Annotated in this window: 20 protein-coding genes and 1 pseudogene; 9 read left to right on the forward strand and 12 right to left on the reverse strand. The window is 67.3% G+C overall.

What is annotated here, in order from left to right; genetic code table 11:
• The first annotated feature begins 153 nt into the window (after positions 1-153).
• Positions 154-2,145 (forward strand): propionate catabolism operon regulatory protein PrpR, encoded by a 1,992-nt coding sequence (gene prpR / locus WK25_RS29045; RefSeq protein WP_069243413.1) that lies wholly within the window; start codon positions 154-156, stop codon positions 2,143-2,145.
• Positions 2,146-2,207: 62 nt separating this feature from the next.
• On the opposite strand, the gene WK25_RS29050 is transcribed toward prpR, so the two are convergent.
• Positions 2,208-2,864, reverse strand: a complete 657-nt coding sequence (locus tag WK25_RS29050; protein ID WP_069243414.1) for a CGNR zinc finger domain-containing protein — start codon at positions 2,862-2,864, stop codon at positions 2,208-2,210.
• A 214-nt stretch (positions 2,865-3,078) separates the two neighbouring features.
• Between WK25_RS29050 and WK25_RS29055 the strand changes: the two genes are divergently transcribed.
• A complete protein-coding gene (locus WK25_RS29055; protein WP_040138850.1) occupies positions 3,079-3,462 on the forward strand; it encodes a VOC family protein in 384 nt (127 codons plus the stop codon).
• A 208-nt stretch (positions 3,463-3,670) separates the two neighbouring features.
• Here WK25_RS29055 and WK25_RS29065 read toward each other — a convergent pair whose 3' ends face one another.
• Positions 3,671-4,519 (reverse strand): ureidoglycolate lyase, encoded by an 849-nt coding sequence (locus tag WK25_RS29065; RefSeq protein ID WP_069243416.1) that lies wholly within the window; start codon positions 4,517-4,519, stop codon positions 3,671-3,673.
• A gap of 657 nt (positions 4,520-5,176) precedes the next feature.
• Here WK25_RS29065 and WK25_RS29075 point away from each other — a divergent pair.
• Together WK25_RS29075 and WK25_RS29080 are read left to right on the forward strand one after the other, a co-directional pair.
• Complete coding sequence (locus WK25_RS29075) at positions 5,177-5,998, forward strand: IclR family transcriptional regulator (RefSeq protein ID WP_226209053.1); 822 nt, start codon at positions 5,177-5,179, stop codon at positions 5,996-5,998.
• A 260-nt stretch (positions 5,999-6,258) separates the two neighbouring features.
• Complete coding sequence (locus tag WK25_RS29080; protein ID WP_040138853.1) at positions 6,259-6,810, forward strand: hypothetical protein; 552 nt, start codon at positions 6,259-6,261, stop codon at positions 6,808-6,810.
• A gap of 656 nt (positions 6,811-7,466) precedes the next feature.
• Here the strand turns inward: WK25_RS29080 and WK25_RS29085 are convergent.
• The 5 genes from WK25_RS29085 to WK25_RS29100 all read right to left on the reverse strand — a co-directional run bounded on the left by WK25_RS29085 (position 7,467) and on the right by WK25_RS29100 (position 13,236).
• Positions 7,467-9,824, reverse strand: coding sequence for a GNAT family N-acetyltransferase (locus WK25_RS29085; RefSeq protein WP_069243418.1), 2,358 nt, complete (start codon positions 9,822-9,824; stop codon positions 7,467-7,469).
• Between the two features lie 572 nt (positions 9,825-10,396).
• A complete protein-coding gene (locus tag WK25_RS29090; RefSeq protein WP_040138855.1) occupies positions 10,397-10,693 on the reverse strand; it encodes an H-NS histone family protein in 297 nt (98 codons plus the stop codon).
• A 103-nt stretch (positions 10,694-10,796) separates the two neighbouring features.
• Entirely contained in the window at positions 10,797-11,081 is a 285-nt protein-coding gene (locus tag WK25_RS32380) for a hypothetical protein (RefSeq protein WP_319000765.1), read from the reverse strand.
• Positions 11,082-11,142: 61 nt separating this feature from the next.
• On the reverse strand, positions 11,143-11,682 hold the full coding sequence (locus WK25_RS29095; RefSeq protein ID WP_069243419.1) for a hypothetical protein: 540 nt from the start codon (positions 11,680-11,682) through the stop codon (positions 11,143-11,145).
• A gap of 66 nt (positions 11,683-11,748) precedes the next feature.
• Complete coding sequence (locus tag WK25_RS29100) at positions 11,749-13,236, reverse strand: sigma-54 interaction domain-containing protein (RefSeq protein WP_069243420.1); 1,488 nt, start codon at positions 13,234-13,236, stop codon at positions 11,749-11,751.
• Positions 13,237-13,562: 326 nt separating this feature from the next.
• Here WK25_RS29100 and WK25_RS29105 point away from each other — a divergent pair, with 326 nt between their 5' ends.
• Positions 13,563-14,966 carry a GntP family permease gene (locus WK25_RS29105; RefSeq protein WP_069243421.1) on the forward strand — a complete coding sequence of 468 codons (1,404 nt, stop codon included), beginning with the start codon at positions 13,563-13,565 and terminating at the stop codon, positions 14,964-14,966.
• Between the two features lie 268 nt (positions 14,967-15,234).
• Positions 15,235-15,486, forward strand: a complete 252-nt coding sequence (locus WK25_RS29110) for a DUF4148 domain-containing protein (RefSeq protein WP_069243422.1) — start codon at positions 15,235-15,237, stop codon at positions 15,484-15,486.
• Between the two features lie 49 nt (positions 15,487-15,535).
• Here WK25_RS29110 and WK25_RS29115 read toward each other — a convergent pair whose 3' ends face one another.
• On the reverse strand, positions 15,536-17,119 hold the full coding sequence (locus WK25_RS29115; RefSeq protein ID WP_069243423.1) for a thioredoxin family protein: 1,584 nt from the start codon (positions 17,117-17,119) through the stop codon (positions 15,536-15,538).
• Entirely contained in the window at positions 17,116-17,673 is a 558-nt protein-coding gene (locus tag WK25_RS29120; RefSeq protein WP_069243424.1) for a hypothetical protein, read from the reverse strand. Before WK25_RS29120 ends, WK25_RS29115 begins: the two co-directional genes overlap by 4 nt.
• Before the next feature lie 457 nt (positions 17,674-18,130).
• Here WK25_RS29120 and WK25_RS29125 point away from each other — a divergent pair.
• The 3 genes and pseudogenes from WK25_RS29125 to WK25_RS29135 all read left to right on the forward strand — a co-directional run.
• Positions 18,131-18,986: pseudogene (locus WK25_RS29125) on the forward strand (phospholipase domain-containing protein); the annotation flags it as partial.
• Between the two features lie 237 nt (positions 18,987-19,223).
• On the forward strand, positions 19,224-19,493 hold the full coding sequence (locus WK25_RS29130) for a hypothetical protein (RefSeq protein ID WP_040138862.1): 270 nt from the start codon (positions 19,224-19,226) through the stop codon (positions 19,491-19,493).
• A 163-nt stretch (positions 19,494-19,656) separates the two neighbouring features.
• Positions 19,657-20,649: a DedA family protein/thiosulfate sulfurtransferase GlpE gene (locus tag WK25_RS29135; protein WP_069243425.1), complete on the forward strand. Its 993-nt coding sequence runs from the start codon at positions 19,657-19,659 to the stop codon at positions 20,647-20,649.
• A 76-nt stretch (positions 20,650-20,725) separates the two neighbouring features.
• On the opposite strand, the gene WK25_RS29140 is transcribed toward WK25_RS29135, so the two are convergent.
• From WK25_RS29140 to WK25_RS29150, 3 genes are all read right to left on the reverse strand, one after another.
• Positions 20,726-22,198 carry an OprD family porin gene (locus WK25_RS29140; RefSeq protein ID WP_040140865.1) on the reverse strand — a complete coding sequence of 491 codons (1,473 nt, stop codon included), beginning with the start codon at positions 22,196-22,198 and terminating at the stop codon, positions 20,726-20,728.
• Between the two features lie 161 nt (positions 22,199-22,359).
• Positions 22,360-23,382, reverse strand: a complete 1,023-nt coding sequence (locus tag WK25_RS29145) for an ABC transporter ATP-binding protein (protein WP_040138864.1) — start codon at positions 23,380-23,382, stop codon at positions 22,360-22,362.
• A complete protein-coding gene (locus tag WK25_RS29150; RefSeq protein ID WP_069243426.1) occupies positions 23,379-24,371 on the reverse strand; it encodes an ABC transporter ATP-binding protein in 993 nt (330 codons plus the stop codon). Before WK25_RS29150 ends, WK25_RS29145 begins: the two co-directional genes overlap by 4 nt.
• Between the last annotated feature and the right edge of the window lie 95 nt (positions 24,372-24,466).

Consider the following 24,466-nt stretch of genomic DNA (forward strand, 5'->3'; position numbering starts at 1 on the left):
AACGACCATCAACAGCAAGGACCGGGCCAGCGCATCAAACGCCGCTAACCCACTGATTCTTAAGCAACCGGCGCGCGAGTGGTTTCGTCCGGTGATTTCAATTCGGCAATTTCATGTTTCAAAAATGAAATCCCGCGCGCATAATCGGTCGCCATGGACCTTTCCTCGACCAAGCCCGTCGGCGCGGCCGACCGCACGGTGCGCCCGCGCATCTGGGCAATGGGCATCAGCCGCCTGCGCGACCTGTTTCGCGAGATCGCCGGCGAATTCGACGAGCGCGCCGACGTGCGCATCGTCACGCGCGCGTACGAAGACGCGCTGAGTGCGATCGCCGAGGCCGGCACCGCGCGGCCCGACGTGATCGTGGCGGCCGGCTCGAACGGCGGCTTCCTGAAAACGCGGGCGCCGGTGCCGGTCGTGGTCGTATCGCCGACCGGCTTCGACGTGATGCAGGCGCTCGCGCGCGCGCGGCGCGACGCATCGCGAATCGCGCTCGTCAGCGCCGGCGAGACGCCGCCGGAAGTGCGCCGCTTCGTCGCCGCGTACGGCCTCGACGTGCAGTTTGCGTCATATCAGTCCGCGCAGGAAGCGGAAGCCTGCGTGCACGACCTGCACGATCGCGGCATCGAGACGATCGTCGGCCCGGGCCTTGTCACCGATCTCGCGGCGAGCGCCGGCATGGGCGCGGTGTTCCTGTATTCGCATGCGTCGGTGCGCCAGGCGGTCGAGACGGCGCTCGAAGTCGCGTATGCGACGCACGCCGAGGCGTTTCGCCGCCAGCGGCTCGACAACCTGCTGCAGCATCTGCGCGACGGTGTGGTCGCGCTCGATGCGCGCGGCCGCGTCGAAGCGATCAACGAGCGGCTCGCGTCGGCGCTCGGGGTCGAACCGGCGGCGGCCGTCGGGCGCGCGCTCGTCGACCTGCGGCCCGAATTGCGCACGCTGCGCGGCGAGGACGGCGACGCGCTCGCGACCGTGCGCGGCGTGCGCTACGTCGTGCATCGCGGGCCGCTCGTCGATCGCGGCGTGACATCGGGCAGCGTGCTGACGTTCCAGGAGTCGCGCGCGGTCGAACGGCTCGATCGCGCGCTGCGCTCGCAGCCGAACACGCAGCAGTTCGCGGCGCGCTACGCGCTCGACGACGTGGTCGGCGCGTCCGCGCCGATGGCGCGCGTGCGCGATCTGGTGCGCCGGTACGCGAAGTCCGATGCAACCGTGCTCGTGCTCGGCGAAAGCGGCACCGGCAAGGAAATGATCGCGCAGAGCCTGCATGCGCTGTCCGCGCGAAGGAGCTATCCGTTCGTAGCCGTCAACTGCGGCGCGTTTCCCGAAGCGCTGCTCGAGAGCGAATTGTTCGGCTACGAGGAAGGCGCGTTTACCGGCGCGCGGCGCGGCGGCAAGACCGGGCTGTTCGAGGCCGCGCACCGCGGCACGCTCTTTCTCGACGAAATCGGCGAAATGCCGCCGTCGCTGCAAAGCCGGCTGCTGCGCGTGCTGCAGGAGCGCGAGGTGATCCGCCTCGGATCCACCGAGCCGATCCGCATCGACGTGCGCGTGATCGCCGCGACACACCGGCCGCTGCTCGCGGCCGTCGAGGCCGGTACGTTCCGTGCGGACCTGTATTACCGGCTCAACATCCTGAACATCGGCCTGCCGCCGCTGCGCGAGCGTGCCGCCGACATTCCCGCGCTCGCGGCCACGCTGCTCGTGCAGGCGGCACGGCGCGAGCCACGGCTCGCCGAGCGCGTGCGCGAGGTCGGCGATGCGATGCGCGTGCTCGACGCGGCGCGTGCGACGCTCGCGCGGTATCGCTGGCCGGGCAACGTGCGGGAACTGCAGAACGTCGTCGAGAGAATCGCCGTGGAACTGGCCGAGGAAGTCGACGACGGCGACCCGCACGCCGCGTGCCCCGTGCTCGCGGCCGATGCGCTGCAGGCGATCGCGCCCGAACTGTTCGCAGGAGCGGCTGGCGGGCGCGACACGGCCGAAGCCGCCGATGCGCACACGCTCCATGCGCGGCGCCGCCGCGCGGAAGCCGACGAGATCCGCGCGGTGCTCGACGCGTGCGGCGGCGACCGCGATCGTGCATGCGCGATGCTCGGCATCAGCAAAACGACGCTGTGGCGCAAACTCTCGGCGAAATAGATGCGGATTCGGCGCGCGCGATTCGGATGACGAGGATGTGACGCGCCGCACGCGCGTTGCGGTCAGCCGTCCTTGTGGTAATGGCGGTAAGCCTTCGCGCGATTCCCGCACGACGACATCGAGCACCAGCGCCGGCTCCCGTTCTTGCTGTCGTCGATGAACAGCCACTGACATGCGTCGTTCGCGCAGCGCTTCACCTTCGCAAGCCGCGCGCCGCCCAACAGATCCGTCGCCGACCACAGCACCGGGCTCAACAGCCGCGGCAGCGCTACCTCCCCCTGCGGGACTCGCCATGCATACGCGCCGTCGATCCGCGCGAGCGCGACGCGCGGCGCCGCTTCCGCGAGAAAACCGCCGAGCAGCACGAGATCGTCAGTCGCCGGCTCGCGCCGCTCGGCCTGCGCGTGAAAGAGCCGATACAGCGCTTCCCGCAATTCGAGCGCACGCGCCAGTATCGCGGGCTCATCCCGGCCAGCGCCCATGCCCTTTTCATATACGACGCACGCGTCGGCCACGCGCGTCGGCACGCCAGCCTGGTCGCGGCACCACCCGAACAGATCGTGGAGCGTGCCGAACGTTTCCGTCGGCGCGTCGGTGCCCCGCCAGTACAGCGTGTTCGCGAAATCGATGCTCAACGTTTCGGACGGTGCCGGAATGACGTAAGCCGGCGTGACGGAAGGTTGCGTTTTGGTCATTCCCCGATCGTATCTAACCACCATGCCGGTTGACAAGCGCCGAGGCGATTCCTAACATAACCAGCATGGTGGTTATGAAATTCTGCTACCGACACGCTTCCGCTTTCGGGCGGCACAGCAATACAAGCGGTTTTCGTGCGGAGTTGTCCACACTCGTCGCGGCACGCTCGGCATGACGCACGAAACGTGCTGGAACAGGTTTTGCGCTCACTCACCCTTTCAGTTCAAGGAGCCCCAGATGATCGATCACCTCTCCTTCGGCGTTGCCCACATCGATCGGAGCCGCACGTTCTACGACAACACGCTCGGTGCGCTCGGCTACAAGCGGCTGCACAGCGACGACGGATCGCTTGGCTACGGCACCAGCGAACCGGTGCTTTGGTTGCAGCACGCGAAGCGCCCGGTCGTCGCCGATCCCGAGTCGGGGCTGCACGTGTCGTTCCGCGCGGCGTCGCCGGTGGAAGTCGACGCGTTCTACCGGGCCGCGCTGCAGCATGGCGGACAGGACAATGGCGGGCCGGGCAAACGCGAGCAATACGGGCCGGGCTATTACGCGGCGTTCGTCGTCGATCCCGACGGGTATCGGCTCGAAGCCCATTGCGAGCTGGACAACGTGGTCTGATCGCGACGGGCGAATGCGGATCGATAACGAGAGCCCGATTCCGCGTCGCGCGGAAGCGGGCTTTTGTTTTTTGGTGGACAGCTGGTCAGAGCGCGACGGTCGCCACCGCGACTCGTCCGGCGCGATCGCGGCGCTCGTGCGGCGGCGCGGCGGGCAGCCGGATCGCCGCCGGTTTCACGTGCCGCTCCCGGCTTGAACGCGCAGGCCCTTACTGCGCGTCGCGCGTGCTCTGCAGTTGCTCGCCAAGGCCCTCTATGCCGAGCCGCACCGTCTGGCCGGCCTTCAGGAACACCGGCGCCGGCTTGATGCCCATTCCGACGCCCGGGGGCGTGCCGGTCGTGATCACGTCGCCCGGTTGCAGCGTCATCCAGCGCGACAGATACGCGATCAATTGCGCGACGGTGAACACCATCGTGCGCGTGTTGCCGCTCTGATAACGGCGCCCGTCGACCTCGAGCCAGAGGTCGAGGCGCTGCGGGTCGGGCACTTCGTCGCGCGTCACGAGCCAAGGGCCGATCGGCCCGAACGTGTCGAAGCCCTTGCCTTTGTCCCACTGGCCGCCGCGCTCGATCTGCCATTCACGCTCGGACACGTCGTTCACGACGCAGTAGCCGGCGACGCAATCGAGCGCGCGCGCTTCGTCGACGTCCTTGCAGGTCGTGCCGATCACGACGCCAAGCTCGACCTCCCAGTCAGTCTTGACCGAGCCCTTCGGGATCTCGATGCCGTCGTTCGGGCCGCAGATCGAACTCGTCCATTTGCCGAACACCACCGGCTCCTTCGGCACCGGCATGCCGGCCTCGGCCGCATGGTCCGCATAGTTCAGACCAATGCCGATGAATTTGCCGACGCGACCGACGCACGCGCCGATGCGCGGCTCGCCCGACACCAGCGGCAGCGTGGCCGGATCGATCGCGCGCACGCGCGCAAGACCGGCGTCCGACAGCGCGTCGCCGGCAAGATCCGCCAAGTGCGCGGACAGGTCGCGAATCCGGCCGTCCGCGTCGAGAATGCCGGGCTTTTCCTGGCCGGAAGGGCCATAGCGAAGCAGTTTCATCGTGCTCAACCTCTGTTGTCGAATGTGACTGGATACCGGCCGATGCAGCCGCTTGCGGCCACGCGCCGGATTGGATGCCGATCGTCGATGACGCGCGTCGGCGCCGTATCAGGCAGCCATTCGACACGCGACGCACGCGCAGGCGCAGCGATCGCGGCGTCGCACCGACGTGCGACGCGCATCGAACGGGCGGCCGCCGGTCTGCGCATCGGCGACGACGGTTCGGCGTTTGCGCAACGTGCCGGCCTCTGCCAGCCGGCTGCGTGCGCGGCCGCGCCGTCGTGGGCCCGCTGCTCTTTGTACCATTGCCGGCGCGCCGTGAATTGGCACGCCACGGATACCGACTATTGGTGCGCGTGCGGGCGTTGCATCGCAGCACCGGGATGGCACGCACGAATCGCGCGATGCCGCATTGCGTCGATCGTCGACCACGGAACGTGAATAAACAGTATTCGTTGTGACCCTGTCATCGAAAATGCCAGCTGATCCGTTCTTGCTCGGTAATGATCGGCAAAAGGACGCTGCATTGCACACTGAACATTGGCTGTCGGGCTCGCGCGGATATCGTTCCCCTCGCGCGTGGGCGTCGCCGGCCAGCGTGCAGGAAAGTCAGCGTGCGTCGCCACCGATCGGCCCTTCCCGAACCTCATACCCATGATGCAATCGACCAATATCCCCGTTCCCGTCAGCGACGCACGGGAACCGCTGAGCGCAGCCGACCGCTATCGCGCGCCCGCGCTCGACAAGGGTCTCGATATCCTCGAACTCCTGTCGGAGCAGAAGGAAGGACTCACCCGCACCGAAATCACCAAGGAACTCGGCCGCAATGCGAGCGAAATCTACCGGATGCTCGAACGGCTGGTCGCGCGCCGCTACGTCATGCGCTCGAGCGGCGGCGACCGTTACACGCTCAGCCTGAAGCTGTTCGCGCTTGCGCACCGGCATCCGCCGATGAACCGGCTGATCGCCGAAGCGCTGCCGCTGATGCAGCGCTTTGCCGATGCCGCCGAACAGTCGTGCCATCTGTGCGTCTACGATCGCGGCAACTTGCTCGTGATCGCGCAGGTCGACGGACCGGGCCCGTGGGGCGTGTCGGTGCGGCTCGGCGCGCGCGTCGCACTTGTCGACACCGCATCGGGCCGCGTGATGCTGTCGTTCCAGAGCGCGGAGCAGCGTGCGCACATGCTGGCCGAGCATCGCAAGGTCAAGGGCGAAACGCCGATGAACGAGCAGGAACTCGCGCACGCATGCCAGTCGATCCGCCAGTCGGGCTACCTGCGCCAGGACAGCCGGCAGGCGTACGGCGTCACCGATCTCAGCGCGCCGATCCTCGGCCCGGCCGGCCACGCGATCGCGGTGCTGACCTGCCCGTACATGCGCCGGATCGATGCGCATATGGCGCCGTCGGCCGACGTCGCCGTCGCCGCGCTGCGCGATACGGCAGGCCAGTTGTCGATGTGCCGCGCGGAAACCTGCTGACCCCGGTGCGGCGCTGCGCGGCCGCCGCGCGATCCGCCACCGTAGCGAATGCGGCCCGCCAAGAATCTGCCGGTCCGCAAAGCCTGGGGGTGCCGCCGCGGTATGCGAGTTGCCGCGGCCTCGCGTGTGCTCGCGTCTGCGAGTGACGTCTCGCTCGGCGGCCGGCTCGCGGGTGCGCAATCGCCGCGGCTGCGGCGCTACGCTAGAATAGCGGCCCTCTCAAAAACTACGGCGGCCGGCTGTCGCGACCGTCGTATCCGATGGATGTCATGGCCAAACTTCTGAACGATCAAGAATTCCAGCGTTTCTCCGAACTTCAGCAGAAGCAGGCAAGCTTCACGATCACGCCCGAAGAAGCGGACGAACTGCGCGACATCGTCGCGCGCGCGCAGAAGAAGCGCGACGATCGTGCCGCGGCGATGCTCGCGATCGAGAACTACATCGAGCAGTTCGACATCACACCCGACGAACTCTTTTCGCCTGAACAAATCGGCGACGCCGCACGCACCTACGGCCTCATCACGGCTACCAAGAAGGAGCGCACGCTGCCGCCGTCGATCACGTTCAACGGCAAGCCGTACCAATGGACCAAGACGCTTCCGGACGAGGTCCGCGGCGCGCTGTTCGACGCGTTCACGTCCGGCGAATCGGTCAAGCGCTTCATTGCGATGCCGAAAGACACCGCACGTTGCGCGCTGACGATCGCGCGACTCGAGCGCGAAACCGGCGGCGTTTATGCGGACGCACACCTGGAGGAACTCGCGATTTCGCGCGAACAGGTAAACGACGCAGCGGCGAAACTCGCGGCGTAAAACCTGCAACGGGCGCGCTTCATGCGTGCCCGAATTGGCGCGGACGCCAGCAAACGCGTGTGCCGCACCTGTCGGGGAACGCCGTCTCCAGGCTCCCGAAAAATCTCACCGATGCGTCCTGGAAGCGCTCACCAGCACCTCCCGAAAAAGCTCACCTGAAGCGTCAAGCGGCACTCCCCGAAGCCTCCCGAACGTCCTCACCTACCCATCCCGCAGACACTCACCGCGCGTTCCCGCAAGGGCTCACCAGCACCTCCCGTAACGGCTCACCCGCGGTTCCCGGGAAGGCTCACCGATCGGTCCCGTATCGGCTCACCACTGCGCTCCCGAAAGCACTCACCTGCGGCTCCCGAAATACCTCACCTTTGTGTCGCGTCGGTGCCCGGGTTCGAAATTCGTGTGTCTGCACGGGCGAATCGTGCGCTGGTTCTGCCGACACGGGGAGCCGTGCATCTGTACGTCACGCCTCGTCGCGTATGCGACGTTGCAGGCACGTATCGCCTGCCGCCGGCCTCAGCGCGTTCTCGCGCTACATGTACTCGTCCCATGCAACTTGATTTGCATACCGAAGCGCCACGATGGCGCGTCGCCAGCGGTGCGCGCAGTTTGTCGAGCGAGTCCGATATCGCCGCACGCGCGCATACATGGGCATGCGGCTATGGTTGCAACTTCATCCTGAACCCCACGACGCCGGGCTCGTCGGTCGCCGACACCGCGAACCCGCACGACTTCGCCAACGCGATCATCGCCGTGTTCTCACGCAACGCCTCGCCGACCATCCATGCCGTACCGCGCGATCGCGCATATTCGATGATGCGGGTCATCATCAGCCGCCCGAGCCCCTTGCCCTTCTGATCGGGCCGCACCGCGATCGCGAACTCCGCCACCTCGTTGTCGGGGTCGGCAACCGCGCGCGCCACTGCGAGCGTGTGCGCGCGGCCCGCGCCGTCGGTAAACGACACGATGAAGGCCATCTCGCGGTCGTAGTCGATCTGCGTCATGCGCGCCACTTGCGAATGGTCGAAGCTGCGCACCGCGCCGAAGAAACGCATCCGCAGATCGTCCGGTGTCATCGCGCCCAGCAGCTCGTTGTGCGCTTCCTCGTCTTCCGGACGGATCGGACGGATCGTCACGGTCTCGCCGCGCCATTCGAGCGTCTGCTCGAGATGGCGCGGATACGGCATGATCGCGAGGCGGCTGCGTCCCGCGGCCAGCGTGATGCGCGGCGCGACGACGTAGGCCCGGTCGGACAGCACGCGCAGCGTGATCGACATCGCGACGACCTCGCGAACGTCGCATATGACTTGCGACAATGCCGTCAGCGCATCGAGCGTGGGTTCCACCGGCGCGCGGCGCGCATACGGCGAACGTTCCATCACCGCGCGGGCGAGCACCGTATTCAGCGGCGGCAGCCCGTATACGACGAACGGCGCCGATACGCCGTCCGCCGGCGGCACGACATAACGGAACACCGGACCGAAGTTCGAATCGTCGAACATCTCGACCGTGACGTCGACGACCCGCGCACTCGCAGACACATCGGCCGGCTCGCCGTATAGACCGAAGTGAGCGAGCCAGCGCAACGCCGCTTCGCCGGCCAGTTCGTGCTCGTCGGCGTCGACCATGCGGCGCGCCTCCGCCTGAGCGGATGCAACGCACTCGGCCGGTTGCGGCGGCGTACCTTCAGGCGTCTGCATCAGCAACTGCCGGCCAAGGTTGTAGTCGACGAGCCGTGCATAGGCGCGCGCGAGCCGCTGCGGCGTCGTATGCACCGGAATGCCGTTTGCGTGCAGTGCGTCGCGTGTTGCCGCATCCACGGCGCCGAAGAAACACGCAAGGATGCCGCGGTACGCATACCGCTTCGATTCGATCAGCGTGCGCGCGACCGCATCCGCCGGCGCACTGTGGGAGGTCGAATGCACGACGAATAGCGTGCCCGTTTGCGGGAACGGCGCAAGCGCCTCGATGGCCGCGCCGAAATGCTCGGGACGCGCGTTATCGCCGAGCGTCAGCGGATTGCCCGGCACGGCGAGATGGGGCAGCGCGGCCGCTACGGCCGACGTTGCGGCGGCCGGCCAGTCGGCCAGCACGTCGCGCACTTCCGCAACCGCATCGACCGCGAGTTTCGCGACGCCGGCGTCGCTCGTCACGAGCGTCGCCGCGCCGCGCGCGGCGACACGCCCCACGCCGAGCGTCTCGATCTCGTCGAGCAGATCGTCGAGCGCATCGACGCGTACCATTCCCGCGCGCTGGAACGCCGCGGTATAAAGCGCGTCGCCGGGATCCGCGCGCCCGGTGCGCAACGCGAGCACCGGCTTGTTCCGGGCCGCCGCGCGCGCCGCCGACATGAACTTGCGCGCGGCGCATACGGTGTCGAGTTCAAGCAGGATCGCGCGCGTACCGGGATCGCTGGCGAGGTAGTCGAGCACGTCGCCCGCGTCGACGTCGGCTTCGCCGCCGAGCGCGACGACATGCGAAAAACCGAGGCCGCGCGCATCGGCCCAGCCAAGCACGGCGTTCGTCAGCGCGTTCGACTGCGACACCCATGCGACGCCGCCCGATCGCACCGTATAGGCCGGCGCACCGAAGTGCGCACGCCGCGCGGGCGACATCACGCCGAGACTGCCGGGCCCGACGATACGGAGCACGAACGGCTTCGCGGCCTTGAGCGCGCGCCCGAGCGCGGCGCGATCGGCGTCGGTCCGCGCCTCGCCGACGATCACCGCGACGCGCGTGCCCAGTTCGCCGAGCTTGCGCGCGATGCCGGCCCACGTGGCAGGCGGCGTGCAGATCACCGCGACCGACGGCGGCGCCGCAAGCCGGGCGACGTCGGGCACGACCGCGTGCCCGTTCAGCTCGCGATACTTCGGATTGACCGGCCATATCGGCCCTTCGAACGCGCCGTCGAGCACGCGCGCCCACACCATCGCTCCGATACTTCCCGCGCGCGACGACGCGCCGACGATCGCAACGGACCTGGGCTGGAACAACGCATCGAGATGTCGAACGGTCACATCGGCTCCCTACGGTATCGGAAAGACGGGCTGCCCCGCACATGGCCGGGTCAGGCGTGCACGGGGCGACGCGAACTCCAAGCATAGGCGAACCGGATCCGGCTGCCTATATGCCGAACGGCTGACTGTGCGACGCGCATCAACGCCGTCAACATGGGCTCGTCATCCACGCCCTCGCACATTGCAGCAGGCGAACGCGACACGATGCGACGCTCCAGTCGCCCGTTCAAAGGTGAGGATTTACAGGAGCCATGGTGAGTGTTTTCGGGAATCGCCCGGCACACGGGTGCGATGCGCGAAAAGTGATTGCGGCAGGCAATCCGCCCGCACCGCGAAAACGGCGAATGCCGATACACGCGTCCCGCGCAATTGCCGGGCTGTTTACCGCAATTCGCGGCGATATGCGGGCGAATGGCAGCGAATTCGCGAAGCGGTATCCGTTAATCGCGCGCCGTTGTCATTCAATTCGCGATTCGGCATCGTGCCGCGGCCGCCCAAAAACAAAACGGTGCGACGGCCGCATGGCCGTTCGCACCGTCAGTGAGCGCACGAAAGGTGAGTATTTTCGGGAGTCAGTCCTTGATCAGGAAACGCGCGCGATTCTTGCCGAGCCATGCCGGCGCCCGCCCGCGGCCGCTCCACGTTTCGCCCGTCTTCGGGTTGCGGTATTTCGGCGGCAACGGGCGCTTCGGTTTGGCTGCAGCGGCCTTGCCCGCCGGGAGAAAACCGAGCTCTTCGGCCGTAATGTCGAATTCCTCGATTTTCGCCCGAATGGTGGCAATTGCATCGGCAATCGCCTTTTCGCGTTCCTTGTCGATCTTTTGCTGAAGTCTTTCGAGCTGCGCTGTCAGTTGCCTGTAGGTCGCCATATGGATGGGACTCCGTGAGTGTTATTCATGAAAAATAGCCGACTCCCAGCGAATAGAAAAGCGCTTCACCCGATCATGGTCTTCTCACCCGGTCATGTCGGGATCAATAACCGCTTTTCTTCTTGCATGCGAAGAGAAGATTTCGCACGGCGTCATCGGTCGATTGCTGGAGGACTTCGAATTCTCCGTTGCAAATGGCTCGCGCGTTGTCCGTGCAATCGCTCCAGTCGCTACCGGTGCACTGCACCTGCGTGGTCGGGCGCCCGTCCGACGTGAACAGCGGGGCCCCGCCACCGCACCCGCCGAGCCCCGCAATCAGGGCCAACAATCCGGCCCGACGCCAATGCGTTCGAGGCCACCGACAGACCGACGCAAGCATGTGTTTCATTGTTCTTTCCGTCAACCAATTTTTTAATGTCGCGAGTATGCCATGCGCTGTCCTCCCGCGTTCAGTCGGACGGGCGGTCGGGCGCGCGCTCCGGCCGGCCGCGCGTCTTGTACGGCAACGTGCGATGCGGATCGTCGGTGATGCGAACGAACACCTGCTCGACATCCGGCAGCGCGCCGAGTTCGCGCGCCAGCGCCTGCCGGTCGAACGCCGGATCCGCGCACCCTTCGACGTAAATGAAGCGGCGCTGCACGGTGATCCACAGGCTCGTGCGCTGCAGGCGGTCGGCGCCCGCGAAATGCGCTTTTGCGGCCGCGGCGATCGGCGCGTCATACATATAGGAATTCGGCTTCGTGCAGCGATGGGCGAGCCAGCACGTAGTGCCGCGCTCGACGCGGTAATGCGCGTCGTCTTCCATCTCGGCGCGCGTCATCCACGGGCCGAGTGGCAACGGGCATCCCGCGAAGTCCTGCGACAGCGCGACAAACGGATCGTTGTACCAGTTGCGCCGCGCCGCGGGCGCGTCCGCAGGGTCGGACTGCGCGAACGAGAACGTCGTCATCAGTACGGCCAGCCACCCGGCGATGCGGAGTCGCGTCATCGTAGTCTCCTGTCAGGCACTTCACCGGCGGCGTGCGTCGCGTCCGGCCTCCTCCGTCGCACCGCGCTATCGGTCGATGCCCAGTGCGCTCATTTTCTTGTACAGCGTTGCGCGCCCAATGCCGATGCGAGCCGCGGCTTCGGTCACCTTTCCGTCGCAGGCCGCCAGCGCGTCGATCAGGAATCGGCGCTCCCAGGCAGCCAATGCGTCGACATACGGCACGACCGGCGTACCCGCCGCATTCGGCGTGCCGCCGGTGTCTCGGCCGACCGGCGACGCAGCAGCGCGCGTGCCCGCAGGCACGCTGTCCGGCCCCATGCGCACCGGGCCGAGGAATGGCGCGAGCGCATCCGCATCGATGACCGCGCGATCCGACAGCATCAGCGCGCGCTCGAGCGTGTTGCGCAACTCGCGCACATTCCCCGGCCACGGGTATGCGCACAGCATCCGCAACGCATCGTCGGTCAGCTCGCAGTGCGCGGCGCGGCCGTGCTGCGCCGCCAGCTCCTCGAGCGTTGCGTAGACGAGCGCCGCGATGTCCGACGCACGCTCGCGCAGCGGCGGTGCGTGAATCGTCAGCACATTGAGCCGGTAGTACAGATCCGCGCGGAAGCGGCCGGCCTCGACCAGCGCCGGCAGATCGGCGGACGTGGCCGCGATGATGCGCACGTCCGCACGCACGATCCGGTTCGAGCCGACCGGTTCGAACTCCTTGTCCTGCAGCACGCGGAGCAGCTTGCCCTGCAGCGGCAGCGGCATGTCGCCGATCTCGTCGAGAAACAGCGTGCCGCGATCGGCCAGCTCGAACTTGCCCACGCGCCCTTTGCGATCGGCGCCGGTATACGCGCCCGGCGCGGCGCCGAAGAATTCGGTTTCAAGCAGCGTGTCGGGTATCGCCGCGACGTTGACCGTCACGAGCGGCTGGAGCGCGCGCGCCGATGCCGCGTGGATCGCATGCGCGAGCAGTTCCTTGCCGGTGCCCGTCTCGCCGAGCAGCAGAACCGGCGAATCGACCTGCGCGGCGCGGCGCGCCTGCCGCTTCGTTTCAAGGCTTGCCGCGCTCGTGCCGACGAAGCTCGCGAACGTGTATTTCGCGCGGCGCGCCTGCGCGAGCGAACGCTGCGTCGCGATCAGCTGCTGCTGAAGCTGCGCGTAACGGGAAAAGATCGGCGTGAGCGTCTTCAACTGGTCGAACAGCGCGAAGCCAATCGCGCCGACGGTCTCGCCCGCCTCGTTCTTCAGCGGCAGCCGCGTGACGACGAGCGGCTCGCGGCCCGTCTCCATGATGTCGAGCAGGATCGGCTGTCCGGTCGATACGACCTCGCGCATCAGGCTGTTCGGAATCACCGCCTCGCAGTCGAGCCCGACCGCCTGCTGCGGATCGGCGAAGCCGAAGCGCGCCGCATAACGTTCGTTCATCCACACGACCCGCGCGTCGCGATCGACGACCACCGTGCCCGCACTCGAATCCTCGAACGTGCGAAACAGCGATTCGGCCGCGCGCCGCAGCACGTCGCCGTAATTCACAGGCAGGCGGGCCCAGTCGTTCATCATCGTGTCGTCGTCTCCGCGTATGCTTGGCCGAATGTCTCTGGAACGAGACGAAGTATCTCACTTTGGAGACATGCCGCAACGCCTTGTCGGGGAAAGCCCTGCTCGCTTCGGGCTGCCGTCCTGAAGGCCAATTCGTCTCCAGATGGAGACGATTTATGTAGAATCGTCAGACATTGGCCGGCGCGGGCCGCCCGGCCGGCGCCGGAACCACGTCCGGCGGCGCAGTCCGGCCGATGGCACGAAACCTGCACGACCCCGAACCGGTCCGCGGCGCGCTCCGCGATCGAACAACAACCAAAGCCATTCCAAGCTTTTAGGAGACTCCCTTGTCTTTCGTGATCGTCCTCGCCGCGCTGGCGTTCCTGATGTTTGCCGCGTATCGCGGCTACAGCGTGATCCTGTTCGCGCCCATCGCCGCACTAGGCGCCGTCCTGCTGACCGAACCCGCCGCCGTCGCCCCGGTCTTCTCCGGCATCTTCATGGAGAAGATGGTCGGCTTCGTCAAACTCTATTTCCCGGTGTTCATGCTCGGCGCCGTGTTCGGCAAGGTGATCGAGCTGTCCGGGTTCTCCGAGTCGATCGTCCATGCGGCCATCCGATATATCGGCCGCTCGCGCGCGAATGCGGTGATCGTCGCGGTGTGCGCGCTGCTCACCTATGGCGGCGTATCGCTGTTCGTCGTGGTGTTTGCCGTCTATCCGTTCGCGGCCGAGCTCTATCGCCAGAGCAACATTCCGAAGCGGCTGATGCCGGGCGCGATCGCGCTGGGCGCGTTCTCGTTCACGATGGACTCGCTGCCGGGCACGCCGCAGATCCAGAACATCATCCCGACCACGTTCTTCAAGACGACCGCGTGGGCCGCGCCGGTGCTGGGCACGATCGGCTCGCTGTTCATCATCGTCGTCGGTCTTACGTATCTGGAATGGCGCCGCCGTTCGGCGATGGCGAAGGGCGAAGGCTACGGCACGTCGCTCGTCAACGAGCCGGAGCGCGTCGAGGCGAAGTCGCTGCCGCATCCGGCGCTGGCGATCCTGCCGCTGATCCTCGTCGGCGTGTCGAACTTCGCGTTCACGAAGCTGATCCCGCAGTGGTACGGCGCCGCGTCGTACACGGTCGCGCCGGAAGTGCTGCCCGGCGTGCATGCGCCCGTCACGACGTCGATCAAGACGGTCGTCGCGATCTGGTCGGTCGAAGCCGCGTTGCTGCTCGGGATCGTGCTGGTCATCCTGACCGCGTTCAAGCGCGTCAGCGGCCGCTTCGCCGCGGGCTCGAAAGCCGCCGTTGCCGGCGCGCTGCTCGCCGCGATGAACACCGCGTCGGAATACGGCTTCGGCGGCGTGATCGCTGCGCTGCCGGGCTTTCTCGTCGTCAGCGATGCGCTGAAGAGCATTCCGAACCCGCTCGTGAACGCGGCGGTGTCGGTCAGTTCGCTCGCGGGCATCACGGGTTCGGCGTCAGGCGGCATGAGCATCGCGCTCGCGGCGATGTCGGACCTGTTCATCAAGGGCGCGCAGGCGGCCAACATTCCACTGGACGTGCTGCACCGCGTCGTCGCGATGGCCAGCGGCGGCATGGACACGCTGCCGCACAACGGCGCGGTGATCACGCTGCTCGCGGTCACCGGCCTCACGCACCGCGAGTCGTACCGCGACATTTTCGCGGTCACGCTGATCAAGACGGTCGCCGTCTTCTTCGTGATCGCCGTGTACTACACGACGGGCCTGGTTTAATTCGCAGCACCGGGCGGCGTTCCGACGAACCCGCCCTGCGCCGGCCGCATCGACGCGGCCGGCGCACGGTTCCTCCCGCCTTTCCCAGTTCGTCCGACTGTTCGCCCATTCCCCCCATTGTTGCCGGCAGCAGAACACTGCGTTGGGAGCGATCGCATTTTTCCCGCGCGTGGCCGGGCCTACACTGGTTTCACCCGCTGCCGCTTCGTCGCGCGAACAAGTCGAATGAAGGCCGGCCGCCCCGACGGACACATGGAGGTTCTCGATCATGAAGCGCCTGATCCCAGCAATTGCCATCGCCGTGGCCGTGTCGGCGCCGCTCGCCGCGCACGCGCAATCGAAGCCGCCGCTGACGCGCGCGCAGGTCCATGCCGAAGTAAAGGCGCTCAAGCAAGCCGGCTTCCAGCCGAGCGACTGGTTCTATCCGGCCAGCATCGTGTCCGCCGAGGCAAAGATCGCCCGCCAGCAAAACAGCGGATACGGCAACGATCGCGGCGCATCGTCCGAATCGAGCCAGTAAGCGATAGCAATAACGCCGCGGCGGCCACCCGCGGCGCCGCGTCACCCAGTCACGCCTTTACCGGCTGAATCAGTTTCTCGCATGCCGCTGCCTGCGGGTCCCCCGCCGGCAGCTTGGTGCAAACCGCGTCGAACTGCTTCACGACCGACCTGACCGACGCATCATGCGCGCCCGCGCCGCGCCAGCGGTTCAGTTGCGTGACGACCTTGGTCAGCGCGCGAAGGTTCGCGCCGTAAAACGCGTCGCGGGTCTTGCCGGCCTGCGCGAGCACACTCGTCGCAATCGCCTCGATCCGCGCCGAATCGTCCGGCGCCAACGCGACCGCGTTCGCGAAATAGGTCGCGCCCCAGCGCAGCTTCGTCGCCGGGCCGCTCGCCGAATCGTATGCCTTCCGATACCAGTCGAGCGCCGCGGCATTGTCGCCGCGCGCCTTCGCGTTCGCCGCCAATCCCGACATGAAGTAGTACGGCGTCGACGAACGCGGCAGCTCGGCCTTCAGCAGCACGTCCGATTCGTCGTACAGCCCTGCGTCGGTCAGCGTGTCCGCCGCTTCGCTGACGAGCGCCTGCCGTTCGTACGCATTCGCGGCGCCCTGCACCGACGCGGCGATCCGCTTGCGGACGGTAGCGACCAGCGCCGGCGCTTCGAGCGGGCGGCCGCCGCGTGCGTCGCCGCGCGCCAGCAGCACGCGGCCGTGCAATGCCATCAGCCGGTCGATCGACGATAGCGTGGTGTCGGTCGACAGGCGCGCAAGCGCAGTGTCGTATGCGGCGCGCAGCGCGCCGTCGTTGCCGAGGTACGCGACCACGCGCGCGGGCGCCGCAACCAGCACGTCGGAGTCGGCCCGCGCGAGCGCCGGCTCGCGCAGCACCGCACGCAGCGCATCGGCGAGCGCCGGCTTGTCGAGCGCACCGGCCTGCGCGGGATCGTCCGACGCCGCGACCACCGCCGACTTCAGCGCGAAACGCGCGGCATCCGCCTTCGAGCCAGCCGCGCGCGCACGTTGCGACAGCGTCTGCAGCGTCACCGCGACACGATCGGCCGGCACCGGCAGCGCGCCGTCGGTATCCCACGAATAGTCGGCAAGCAGATGCCACTCGTCCGGCGTAAGCGCCGTGCCGCCGTTCAGCGCAGCCGCGAGCGTCTGCCGTACCGGGTGTGTGGCCGTCATCCCGAGCGACAATGCCTGCATGTAGCGGTCGAGATCGGCTTCGCCCGGCAGCCGCGTCACCTCGGTGCCATCCGGACGGAACAGGATCATCGTCGGATAGCCGTGCACCTTGAAGCGCTCGCCGAGCTTCTGCGCGCTTTCGGTGTCGCCGTCGAGATACACCGGCACGAAGAACGACGAACGCGTCTTGAACGCCTGCTGGCTGAAGATCGTCGACTTCACCTGGTTGCACGACGGGCACCACACCGCGCCCCAGTACAGCAGCAGCGGCTTGCCGGTGCGCTTCGCGAGCGCGAACGCGGCATCGACGTCACCGTGCTGCCACGCGATGCCGGGCGGCAGATGGGCGGCGTCGGCCGACGGGTTCGAGACGACCGCGCGTTGCGGCGGGTTGGCGGCAAGCACCGCACCCGTGGCGGCGAACAGGCAGGCAGCTGTCAGATGACGGAGAACGATTTTCATCGAGACGGGTTCCGTTGAAAGAAACGTTGCGGGAAGCGGCGTCGCGCGACAAGTGGGCGCTGCATGTCAGCAGCCCATCGACGCGCGGAAGCCGCGAAGCAAAAACATGTCGAAGCGGCGAAACAACCAAAGGCGTCGACAAGCGAGCGATACAGGCTGAAACCAGCCGTTTGCGCCACGCAAGCATCGACGCCGAAACGGATAACCGGGCTGCTGTGCGCATACCACGCACCGCGCAATCGCGGGAGCCGCGACGACAGCAGCGGCCGGCAAATCGCTCGACGATACGATTCGCACGGCCGATTGAAAACGAACGAATTCTCGAATGAATATGACGTGCGGTAATGCAGCCCGGACTGCACATCCGGCCGGCGCGACGATGCACGTCGCCGCACGCACGCTTCATTGCCGGCGATCCGTCCGATCGATTCGGTGCGCGGACCGGCAGGTAACGCACGACGCCACGCCTCGCGAACACGCGCCGGTACGCGCGGATACACCCGCATTGCGTCGACGGCGTGCGTGTCGCCGTGCCGGATCGTGATGTCGGTCATGACCAGGGGGAAATCGAAATATCGGGCTGCGTCTGCTGCTGCAACAACACAACGACGCATCGAGCTTATCCGATTTCAACCGAATGAAACATGGCCGCTGAACGGCGCAATGCCGTTGCCCGCGCAACCATATGACGTCACGCGAGTTTCATGCAATCGGCAATTCCTTCCTGCCCGCATCGACGCAAATCGGTAATTCATTACCATTCCTCGTGCGTCGCACGCGCGCCATGAATTAGTTGTGCACGCAACGTCGACCGAAGGCACACGATGTCACTTCCACATCACGTCGACGTCATCTGCGCGCCCTGGACTGGCCGCCGCCCTGACCGGCACGCGCCGGCCGCATGTGCCGACATCCTGCTCCGCGCATCACGAGCGCGCGGCGACCAGGATCGCGACAACGGCAGACGCCTTCGAACGCACACGCATCGCCGACCGCGCAACGGCAACGACGCAGATCGGCGCGTATCGCCGCGCGGTGTGCGGCGACCTGGCGAGCGCGTTCAACTTCCGCGCGCCGAACCACGAGCCGCTGCCGGCGCTCGCGGGCCGCGCGACGAAGAGCGACGTCGACGCGCTCAGCGCCGCGCAGCAGGTCGCCCCGAAGATCGCGCCGCCGGCCGCACCGTCACTGCCCGCGCAGGCCGTCGGCGTGCGCCCGTCGTGCGCGCTGCCGTACGAGCTGCATGCGCGCGCGCAAGCGGACGCACGCAACGGCATCGTCACGCTGAAGTTCGCGAGCACCGGCCCCGCGGCGGCAAAATCCCACGTCTACGACAAGCTGCACCTCGACCGCGTGCCGCGCCGCTACGTCGCCGAGCCGGGCAAGGCGCTGAGCGGCAGTCGCGGACGAGGCGGCAAATACGACCTGTGGGTGCTCGGCCTGAACGGTTATCACCGCCGCTTCACCGGCGACTTCGCCCGGTTCGCCGGCGCACGTGCGCCGCATCCGGAAAGCCGCGTCGGCTACGCGGGCGCAAGCGGCAACCTGCATTTGCGGCTGCGCAACCACGGCGGTGGCGCCGTCCGCTTCACGGTGAGGTCGAACCAGGTGTACGGCCCGCTGTCCGTCCGCGGCGCAAACGACGATCGCGGGCACGCCAACGACACGGGCGCGACCTGGACCGTCACGGTGCGCGCCGGCGACCAGTCGGAATTGCACTTGGAAGCTCGACTCGACCGGCCACTGGTAAGACTTCATCGTGACCGCCGACAGCGGTGCGACCTTCTCGCGCCGCATCGCCGGGCGCGTCGAAACGGGCCGGCACTCGGTCAGCGATCCGGCAACGTGGCTCCGTGACCGCTTTTGACCGCAGTCGCACCGGCGCGCCCGAGGCACTGGCCGGCCACCGGCCGCGGCGCGGCGGGATCGGGCTGAAACGCCCGCCCGGCGCGGCTCAAACATCAGAAGGATAGGTGGTGCAGCCCTCATTTCGTGCCCACGAAAATGCTCGGTGTCGCGGCCCGTTCGCGTTAAACTTCATCAAGCTGCATTCAACAACGACATCTTCGCCCACCCGGCAAACACGACAACGAGGATAGGTTCGATGCGCACTACCGGCTCATCCGGGGCAATGACCCTGCTCACCGAACACGACCCGGCCGACGGCCGTGAACTGCGCTCGCTCCGGCTCGAATCGACCGGCGACGGCAAGAGCGTGCTGCTGATCGAGATCGACGAACGCAAGCCCGGCATTCACCGCGAGGTCCGCTACGAGATCACGCCGGCCGAGCTGATCGCGGCGATTCGCTCGCACGGCGCCGAACTGCCCGGCGAGAACCACGGCGCCGCGTCGCTCGCACGCACCCCGTCCTGAAGTCGACCGGTGAGCCGTGCGTCGCGCACCGGCTCACCTTCCCCACCGCATCTCCCTGACGCCGCCAGGCGCTTTCCGTCATTCCCCTCCGTCGGCTTGAAAATGGCCGATAATCGGCCCATCTGCGCATCCCGTTCACGCGCTTTCTTTTGGGCCAGCCGCCATGCTCCGTGACCTCGTCGCCCAATACGGGCCGCTTCTCGTGTTCGCCAACGTGCTGGCAGCCGCCGTCGGTCTGCCGGTGCCGGCGATGCCGACGCTGGTGCTGTTCGGCGCGATGGCGGCGATGCATCCGGCGATGATCGGCTCGCAGCTCGTGACGGTGCTCGCGCTGTCGGTGCTTGGCGCGCTGATCGGGGACACCGTGTGGTACGTCGCCGGGCGGCGCTACGGCGGCGCAACGCTGAAAACGATCTGCCGGCTGTCGCTGTCGCGCGATACCTGCGTGAAGAAGACCGAACGCTTCTTCGGCCGCTACGGCGTGCGCGTGCTCGCGGTAGCACGGTTCATTCCCGGGCTGTCGCTGGTATCGGTGCCGATGGCCGGCGCGCTCGGCACGCGCTATCGCACGTTCGCCGGTTACGATGCGCTCGGCGCCGCGCTGTGGACGATCGTCGGGCTCGTCGCGGGGGTCGTGTTCTACCGCCAGATCGACTGGCTGTTCGCCGGCGCGAGCCGGCTCGGCCGCGCGGTGCTGCTGGTGATCGTCGCGCTGCTGGCGATCTATGCGGCCGTGCGCTGGATGCGCCGCCGCGCGCTGATCCGCCAGCTCGCGAGCGCGCGCATTGGCGTCGACGAACTCGACCGGCTGATGAACGACCCGGCCGCGCCGGTGCTGCTCGACGTGCGTTCGCCCGAGCATCGCAAGCTCGACCCGTTCACGATTCCGGGCGCGCAGTTCGCGGACGAGCGAAACATCGCGGACATCGTCGCGCGTTATCCGCTGTCGCAGAAGTTCGTCGTGTACTGCTCGTGTCCGAATGAAGTGACGGCCGCGCTGATGGCCAAGCGCCTGCTCGACGCGGGCTTCACCGATGCGCTGCCGCTGCGCGGCGGCCTCGATGCGTGGCGCGACACCGGGCGCCAGCTCACGTCGCTGGTGGAAGAAATGCCCGCCGCGAACGATCCGGTGGCGGGACTGCACAAGCCGGCCTGAGCACACGGGCTGCAGGCCGGCCGCACAAGACGGGAACGTCGGACAAACCGACAGGGGACGAGGCGTCCCCCGTCGATCAGAACGCGTGCAGCGGCACGTTCACGACCAGCCGGTACTCCTTGTTGGTCGCGTCCGAGTAGTGTGCGGAACCGTTGTGCCACATCGCGATGAACGTGACCTTCGTGTCCTTCAGCTTGCCGCTCTGGAACGTGTACGACGGGATGAAGCCGAATTCGTGGTGACGGCCCTGCACCGGCGCGCCGTTGCTCCAGTAGATGCTCGACTTGCTCGGATCGTTCGCGGCGCCGGCGCTGCCGTCCGCGCCCCAGCCCGTCACGCCCCAGATCATCGCCTTGAAGCCAGGCAGGCCCGCTTCCTTGCCGTAGAACGTGTAACGCAGCTGCAGCGACTTCTCGTGCGGCGCGTTGTAGTCGACGTCCATCGAGTTGGTCAGGAAGATGCCGTTCGTTTCGTTCAGGTAGTCGAAGAACTGGTCGCCCAGCACCTGCTGATAACCGAGCAGCAGCTCGTGCGGGCCGTGCTGCGCGGCGAGCGACAGGCTGTACGCGTTGTTGTTGATCTTGCCCTGCAGCGCGTCGCCCGTGTCGTGCGTCGAGTAAACGTTACCGAAGCCGGTCCACTTGATCGACTTCGTATCGCCGATGCTGTGCTTCACCGACGCGTAGTACTGATGCCACACGTCGTCGGCCTGGTTCGCGTACAGCGCGACTTCGCCGTTCGGCGAGTAGTCCCACGTGCCGCCGACGTAGGTCAGGCGATTGACGCGCGTACCGCCGTACTGCGTCGTCAGGTTCGTGAGCGTGGTATGGCCGCGCGCGTCGGTCTTCGTGAAGCTGCCGGCCTCGAGCATCACGTTCTTGAATTCATTGCTGACGATCGTCGCGCCGAGGAACGTCGGCGGCAACGCGCGGTTGTCGTGCTGCTCCATGAACGGGTTGTCGACGGCCTGCAGACCGTACTTGACCACCGTGTTCGAGATGCGCGCCTTTACGTCGTAGATGCCCGGATACGCCCACGCGAGCTGGTTCGAACCGCCGCCGCCCTTCGCGATGTGCACCATGCTGCCGGCGCCGGCGCCGCCGTCGAGCTTCAGCGCCGCATACAGCGACGCGTCGAACCCGATGCCGATCAGGCCGGTCGTATAGCCCGACTCGAAGTTCGCCATCGCGCCCTGGACCCACGCGTGACGATGCGGCCCGCCCTTGTTGTCGAGCGTGTCCGAATAGTTGCGGAACAGGAAGTTCAGATGGCTATCGGCGATGAAGCCGTTCGACTTCGACTGCGCCGACGGCTCGTCCGGCGGCGTGACCGCCTGGGTCGCTTCCGCGTTGATGATCGCGTTCGGGGTCGTTGCCTGCGCAACCGATGCGCCCGTGCCGGCGGCAGGCGCGGCCTGCGCGACCGTCAGCGGTGCGGGGGCCGCGTCGTCGGCGTGCGCGACGCCGCTCAGCGATACGCCGGCGAGTGCCGGCAGGCCCCATGCAAGCAGCATCTTCGATGCCGTCCCGATCGTTTTCTGCTTTTTCATCGTCATTCTCATCTTGTGTTGATGTCGTCCACGCCGGTCTGCGATCCGCTTCCGGCCCCCCGGCGAGCCCGGTTACGGACGCGCCTTTACCCGCGGCGCGAAGGTCGTTCGCGCCGCACCCTGCCCCTGTTGACCTGCCTGGTTATGTTTGCTGCGTCACTTCACGCCGCCACGCCCGCCCGGATGCACGCGACACGCGCCGCCGAGCCGTGCCGCACTTCCGGCAGCGGCACGTCCTGCGCACACGCGTCGATCGCGACCGGGCAGCGCGTGCGGAACGCGCAGCCGGACGGCGGGTTGAGCGGCGACGGCATCTCGCCCGCCAGCAGCATCGGACGGCGAGCACGCTCGCGCGCCGGCTCCGGCGTCGGCGCCGCATCGAGCAGCGCCTTCGTGTACGGGTGCTGGGGCACGCCGTACACGTCATGCCGCGTGCCGAACTCCATCACGCGGCCGAGATACATCACGAGCACGCGCTGGCTGATGGCCTTGACCACCGCCAGGTCGTGCGCGACGAACAGATAGGACAACGACAGTTCGCGTTGCAGATCGCGCAGCAGGTTCACGATCTGCGCCTGGATCGACACGTCGAGTGCCGATACGGGCTCGTCGCAGATCACGAGTTTCGGCTCGCCGATCAGCGCGCGCGCGATGCCGACACGCTGGCATTGTCCGCCCGAGAATTCGTGCGGGTAACGCAGCAAGTGATGTGCGTTCAGGCCGACGCGTTCGAGCATAGTGACCACGCGGCGGCGCACTTCGGCGCGGCCGAGGCCGGCGTGGTGCGTGACCAGCGGCTCCGCGACGATCTGCTCGATCGTCATGCGCGGATCGAGCGACGCGAGCGGATCCTGGAAGATCATCTGCACTTCGCGGCGCATCGCGGTGCCGCGCAGGTGATCGGGCGCGACCGCTTCGCCGCGCCAGCGCACCGTGCCCGCCGTCATCGGCACGAGGCCGATCAGCGCGCGCGCGAGGGTCGACTTCCCGCAGCCCGACTCGCCGACGAGCCCGACCGTCTCGCCGCGCTTCACGTCGAACGACACGCCGTCGACGGCGCGCAGCGTGCCCTTCGGCGACCAGGGATAGCCGCCGAGCGGCACGCGAAAATGCACCTTCAGATCGTCGACGGACAGCAGCGTGTCGTCCGTCGCGCCGGCATGGCGGCGTTCATCGACGCTCATCGCAGGCCTCCCGTCAGATCGGCCAGCGGCCGGTGGCACGCACGCACCGCCCCCGCCGCGCCATAGGTTTCGAGCGCGGGGCGCGCCGAGCCGCAGCGCTCCTCCGCATACGTGCAGCGTTTCGCGAACGCACAGCCGGCCGGCGCGGTGCCGGGCATCGGCGGATTGCCGGGAATCGCGACGAGCGGTGCGTCGTCGGCATCGGTCAGGCGCGGCAGCGCATTGAGCAGGCCAATCGTGTACGGATGCGACGGCGCCGCGAAGATCGATTCGGCCGGCGCGTATTCGACGGTGCGGCCCGCATACATGACCATCACGTCGTCCGCGAGGCCGGCGACCACCCCCATGTCGTGCGTGATCAGCACGATCGCGGTGCCGCGCTCGCGATTCAGCTCGCGCAGCAGGTCGATGATCTGCGCCTGCACGGTCACGTCGAGCGCGGTGGTCGGCTCGTCGGCGATCAGGATTTCCGGTTCGGACAGCAACGCCATCGCGATCATCACGCGCTGGCGCATGCCGCCGGAGAACTCGTGCGGATACATGCGGATGCGGCGCGCCGCATCGGGAATCCGCACCGACTCGAGCGCCTCGATCGCGCGCTTCGTCGCGTCCTTGCGCGACAGCTTGCGATGCAGCTGCAGCGTCTCGGTCATCTGCCGCTCGATCGTCAGGAACGGATTGAGCGACGTCATCGGATCCTGAAAGATCATCGCGATCCGGTCGCCGCGCACCGCGTTCAGCGCACGCGTATCCATCTCAAGCAGGTTTTCGCCGCGATAGCGCGCGGCGCCCGTCGTCGTGCCGTTGCCGGCCAGCAGGCCGAGCAGCGCCATCACGGTCTGGCTCTTGCCCGATCCCGATTCGCCGACGATGCCGAGCGTCTTGCCCGCTTCGAGCGAGAACGACACGCCGCTCACGGCGTCGATGGGCGCGGCGTCCTTGCGCGTGAAGCGCACACCGAGGTTTTCAACTTCGAGCAGTGCAGTCATGTCAGCCTCCGCCGGGCCGCCCCAAGGAGGCTGACTGCCCCCTCGGGGGGCAGCGAACGCAGAGAGCGTGGGGGTTGTTTCATCGTCAGCCTCCG

Source organism: Burkholderia latens (genome assembly GCF_001718795.1).
GTDB lineage: Bacteria > Pseudomonadota > Gammaproteobacteria > Burkholderiales > Burkholderiaceae > Burkholderia > Burkholderia latens_A.

Coding starts and splice junctions, on each gene's coding strand:
- WK25_RS29130 (WP_040138862.1), top strand. CDS start 19,224: ATGCGCACTACCGGCTCATCCGGGGCAATGACCCTGCTCACCGAACAC.
- prpR (WP_069243413.1), top strand. CDS start 154: ATGGACCTTTCCTCGACCAAGCCCGTCGGCGCGGCCGACCGCACGGTG.
- WK25_RS29135 (WP_069243425.1), top strand. CDS start 19,657: ATGCTCCGTGACCTCGTCGCCCAATACGGGCCGCTTCTCGTGTTCGCC.
- WK25_RS29145 (WP_040138864.1), bottom strand. CDS start 23,382: ATGAGCGTCGATGAACGCCGCCATGCCGGCGCGACGGACGACACGCTG.
- WK25_RS29100 (WP_069243420.1), bottom strand. CDS start 13,236: ATGATGAACGACTGGGCCCGCCTGCCTGTGAATTACGGCGACGTGCTG.
- WK25_RS29080 (WP_040138853.1), top strand. CDS start 6,259: ATGGATGTCATGGCCAAACTTCTGAACGATCAAGAATTCCAGCGTTTC.
- WK25_RS29115 (WP_069243423.1), bottom strand. CDS start 17,119: ATGAAAATCGTTCTCCGTCATCTGACAGCTGCCTGCCTGTTCGCCGCC.
- WK25_RS29120 (WP_069243424.1), bottom strand. CDS start 17,673: ATGACCGACATCACGATCCGGCACGGCGACACGCACGCCGTCGACGCA.
- WK25_RS29140 (WP_040140865.1), bottom strand. CDS start 22,198: ATGAAAAAGCAGAAAACGATCGGGACGGCATCGAAGATGCTGCTTGCA.
- WK25_RS29110 (WP_069243422.1), top strand. CDS start 15,235: ATGAAGCGCCTGATCCCAGCAATTGCCATCGCCGTGGCCGTGTCGGCG.
- WK25_RS29090 (WP_040138855.1), bottom strand. CDS start 10,693: ATGGCGACCTACAGGCAACTGACAGCGCAGCTCGAAAGACTTCAGCAA.
- WK25_RS29065 (WP_069243416.1), bottom strand. CDS start 4,519: ATGAAACTGCTTCGCTATGGCCCTTCCGGCCAGGAAAAGCCCGGCATT.
- WK25_RS32380 (WP_319000765.1), bottom strand. CDS start 11,081: ATGAAACACATGCTTGCGTCGGTCTGTCGGTGGCCTCGAACGCATTGG.
- WK25_RS29150 (WP_069243426.1), bottom strand. CDS start 24,371: ATGACTGCACTGCTCGAAGTTGAAAACCTCGGTGTGCGCTTCACGCGC.
- WK25_RS29050 (WP_069243414.1), bottom strand. CDS start 2,864: ATGGTGGTTAGATACGATCGGGGAATGACCAAAACGCAACCTTCCGTC.
- WK25_RS29055 (WP_040138850.1), top strand. CDS start 3,079: ATGATCGATCACCTCTCCTTCGGCGTTGCCCACATCGATCGGAGCCGC.
- WK25_RS29095 (WP_069243419.1), bottom strand. CDS start 11,682: ATGACGCGACTCCGCATCGCCGGGTGGCTGGCCGTACTGATGACGACG.
- WK25_RS29075 (WP_226209053.1), top strand. CDS start 5,177: ATGCAATCGACCAATATCCCCGTTCCCGTCAGCGACGCACGGGAACCG.